Consider the following 4,392-nt stretch of genomic DNA (forward strand, 5'->3'; position numbering starts at 1 on the left):
GTTACGTATGATCAAATTCCTAAATTAGTAGAAAATGCATTTTTAGCAACAGAAGATGCACGTTTTTATGAGCATAGCGGAGTAGACTTTAAAGGTACTGCCCGTGCAGTTTTGGTGAGTCTTAAAGGAGATTACGGTTCTCAAGGTGGAAGTACAATAACGCAACAGGTTATTAAAAACTACTTCTTATCGATGGAAAAAACATCAAAACGTAAAGTTCAGGAAATATATTTAGCGTATAAGCTAGAACAACAATATTCTAAACATGAAATTTTAGAAATGTATTTAAATAAAATTAACTTAGGGAACCGTTCATATGGTATCGCAACAGCAGCACAAAACTACTATAATAAAGAATTAAAAGAGTTAACATTACCAGAAGTTGCGATGCTTGCAGGTTTACCAAAAGCGCCGAATAACTATGATCCAACAAAAACGGAAAATATTCAAAGGGCAACAGAAAGAAGAGATGTTGTACTAAAATTAATGAATCGACATGGTTATATTACGAAAGCAGAAATGGAAGAAGCTTCGAAAGTTAAAGTAACAGATGGACTTAAGACTGCAACTGTACAAGCAATGCCATATCCTGCATTTATGGATGCGGTTGTGAAAGAAGTTGAAAAGGAATTGCCAGATGCTAATATTGGTTCTGACGGTTTAGAAATTTATACAACTTTAGACATAGAAGCACAAAAGGCTGCCGACAGGATATTAGATACTAATATTATTAATTATCCAAATGATAAATTCCAAGGTGCTTTCACATTTATGGATACGAAAACAGGTGAGGTTCGTGCTATAGGTAGTGGGCGCGGTGAAAATAAAGCAGTATTTAAAGGGCATAATATGGCAATTGAATTAGATCGAGCAGCTGGTTCAACTATGAAGCCAATCTTTGATTACGCGCCGGCTATTGAATACTTAAAATGGGCTACGTATCATCAAATTGATGACTCCCCATTTAAATATTCAACTGGACAAGAAGTTCGAAATGCAGACAGAAGTCATTTAGGTCCAATTACTATGCGTGAAGCATTAAAAATGTCGCGTAACGTTCCAGCAGTTAAAACTGCAAAAGAAGTAGGACTTAATAAATCAAAGGAATTCTCTGAGAAATTAGGTATTCCATTTAATTCAGCACCGAAAGAATCTCATGCTATTGGTACAAACGAAGTATCACCAACTGAAATGGCGGGTGCTTATGCGGCATTTGGTAATGATGGTAAGTATACGAAGCCGCATTTTGTTAAGAAAGTAGTTTATCCAGACGGCAAGTCACAAAGTTTCGGTCAAAAACCAAAACAAGTAATGGCTGATTCTACAGCATATATGATTACTGATATGCTACGTTCAGTAGTAACATCAGGTACTGGTACAGCAGCAAATATAAGTTCTTTAGATGTAGCTGGTAAAACAGGTACAACAAACTATGCTTCAAAACAATTAGCTCAATATAAAATTCCAGAAAGTGCAACTCGTGATAGTTGGTTTGCAGGTTATACGCCGCAATATACGATGGCAGTATGGACTGGATATATGAAAGATGGTAAAGACGAGTATATTAGTAGTAAAAATACGAAAATTGCACAACTGATCTTTAAAGAAATGATGAGTGAAATGGCTACGGATAAATCACGCTTTAAAATGCCAAGTAGTGTTATTCAAGAAGGTAGTGAGCTACGTATAAAAGGGGAAAAACGTGATTCTTCTCCAAATACGAGTGTACAGGATACAACAGAACAACCTAAACAAGACCAACAGCAAAAGACTGAAGAAGAGAAAAAGCAAGAAGAATTAAAGAAACAAGAAGAGCTTAAAAAACAAGAAGAACAAAAGCAACAAGAGGAACTTAAGAAGCAAGAAGAACAAAAGCAACTAGAAGAGCAAAAGAAACAAGAAGAAGAAAAGAAACAAAATAACGGAAATGGCCAAGGAACGACACCTCCAGCAAATAATGGAGGTGGTCAAGGAAATACAACGCCTCCAGCAAATAACGGAGAGGGTCAAGGAAATACGACACCTCCAGCAAATAACGGAGGAGGTCAAGGAAATACGACACCTCCAGCAAATAACGGAGGAGGCCAAGGAAATACGACACCTCCAGCAAATAACGGAGGAGGTCAAGGGAATACAACTCCACCAGCGACCACACAACCAGATACTGGTGGGAATGCAGGAGAAGCTCCTGCTAATAATGGGCAATAAGAAGATTTTATAAAAATATAAAAAAGCACTTAAGTTTTGTGAAAAATTACAATCTTAAGTGCTTTTTTATCGTTTAAATTAGAAAATTAAAATGTTAATTATTGATTTCCTACAGAAAATTTTATTGTAAGCAGTTTATAGGGGATTAGGATTAAATAGTTGTAATGTGATATTACTAAATATTTTTTTATTTGAAGTATTATTTTCGTTATAATGCAGCTATGCAATGATGAATTTAAATGTTAAAGGTACCGTAGAATTTTTGAAAATAAATTGATGGAAAATGATAAAAGACTTGGGCCTGTGGCAATGGAGTATAACTGGGGTTGTAAAAGGTAGTACTACTTGGATGTACGCCATGATGCCAAAATGAGGGAGTAACTTGACCGGGAATTTGATATTGTTGCCAAGTTGCAGGGAGTTCAATGCCAACATCCGAACTTGCCGTATGGACCGCTGGAATGTGTATGGATGGAACGGATGGAACCGTTGCAGTTATTCTTGGTAATACGCACATAGTAACGATCACTCCTAAGTTTCAATAATAAAATAGTATATTCTATTTACACATATAAAGGTACATATAGATAGGACTTTAGGCTAAAACAAACATATAAAGTCGTAAGACCAATTTAGATAGATGGTGGACCATTTATTATAAAAAGATACGTCTATTTACGGAGGGAAAAGGGACTGAGAAAATGTAAAATGGAGGTGTTAATTGCAATAACTTACGTGTTTATGGAGGAATTTTAATGGAACGATTATGGACGAAATCATTTATTCAAATGACTTTCGCAATGTTATTTTTATTTACAGGATTTTATTTGCTAGTTCCAACGCTCCCGCTCTTTATTAAAGAGATAGGTGGCAATGAATCACAAGTTGGACTCATGATGGGAATGTTTACAATAGCAGCAGTTGTAATACGACCGATTATCGGAGGAATGTTAGATCAATATGGTAGAAGATCTTTTATTATTTTCGGACTCATCTTTTTTGGGATAACGATGTATTCGTATAATTTAGCGTCGACTATTGTCCTTTTAGCTGTTTTGCGGGTTATTCATGGAGTAACATGGGCTGTTTCTACAACAGCTGTTGGAACAGCGATAACTGATATTATTCCAGATTCCCGCCGTGGTGAAGGGATGGGGTGGTACGGGATGGCTATGACAATTGCAATGGCAATCGGCCCAATGATTGGGTTATCGGTTGTACAACATTATTCATTTCACGGCCTATTCTTGTTAGCAACTCTTTTATCCTTTATGGCAGTCTTTTTATCTTTCATGACGAAAATGCCATTTACACCACAAAAAGAAAAAGGGAAAATACAACTGTTTGAAAAGTCCGTTCTATCCATTACGATTGTTGTTTTCTTTTTATCATTTGCATATGGAGGGATTACGACGTTTTTACCGCTATTTGCATCGTCAATTGATGTGAATCCTGGGACATTCTTTCTTGTATATGCAGTTGCTTTAACAATTGTAAGGCCAATTTCAGGAAAACTATTAGATAAGTATGGAGAAGTATTTATCATACTTCCAGCACTATTCATTACAATTATCGCAATAGTTGTATTAACACTTTCTAATAGTTTAATGGGTGTAATTATCGCCGCTGCATTATACGGTGTTGGATTCGGTTCAGCACAGCCCGCATTACAAGCAGCTATGCTTACAATTGTTGATCCGAGTAAAAGAGGAGTTGCTAACGCTTCATTTTTTACCGCATTTGATTTAGGGATTGGACTAGGTGCGATTTTACTTGGAGTCGTTTCGCAAATGTTTGGTTACCGTATTTTATTTGCAGGTAGTGCAATTTCAGGATTACTTGCTTTCATTATTTTTGTCTTTTTTGTAAAACAGCGATTAGATAAAAAAGAATTTGCATAAACGGAAGTAAAAAGATGGAAATTAAAGTTGGACATGACGATCTACAATGGTTTAAGGAAGAATTACGAATATAACATGATTGTAATTTAATGCAGCATGGATATTTTTTAGGGATAGTTTTTAAGAAATCAGATGGGGAAATTGTGTCAGTTGAGTAAGAAGTCATTCTATTTTTTGTGGAAGCTGATGAACTTTGGTACTTTCAAAACTATCATTTAGTTGAAGGTTACCTCTAGAAAATGAAAGAAATTTAATTTAATTATGTAAAATAATAACTTTTTTA

3 protein-coding genes are annotated in these 4,392 nt (G+C 35.5%); 2 read left to right on the forward strand and 1 reads right to left on the reverse strand.

Annotation, left to right across the window (positions count from 1 at the left end; all coding sequences use genetic code 11):
• Positions 1-2,208: transglycosylase domain-containing protein (locus tag KI369_RS27225; protein WP_212958703.1), on the forward strand; the 2,208-nt coding region annotated here is incomplete at its 5' end.
• A 235-nt stretch (positions 2,209-2,443) separates the two neighbouring features.
• On the opposite strand, the gene KI369_RS27230 is transcribed toward KI369_RS27225, so the two are convergent.
• Positions 2,444-2,677 carry a hypothetical protein gene (locus KI369_RS27230; RefSeq protein ID WP_238484966.1) on the reverse strand — a complete coding sequence of 78 codons (234 nt, stop codon included), beginning with the start codon at positions 2,675-2,677 and terminating at the stop codon, positions 2,444-2,446.
• A gap of 286 nt (positions 2,678-2,963) precedes the next feature.
• Here KI369_RS27230 and KI369_RS27235 point away from each other — a divergent pair, with 286 nt between their 5' ends.
• The gene (locus KI369_RS27235) at positions 2,964-4,109 is read left to right on the forward strand and encodes an MFS transporter (protein ID WP_212958707.1); all 1,146 of its coding nucleotides are present in this window, start codon (positions 2,964-2,966) and stop codon (positions 4,107-4,109) included.
• The last annotated feature ends 283 nt before the right edge of the window (positions 4,110-4,392 follow it).

The sequence above is a fragment of the Bacillus sanguinis genome, from assembly GCF_018332475.1.
GTDB classification, from domain to species: domain Bacteria; phylum Bacillota; class Bacilli; order Bacillales; family Bacillaceae_G; genus Bacillus_A; species Bacillus_A sanguinis.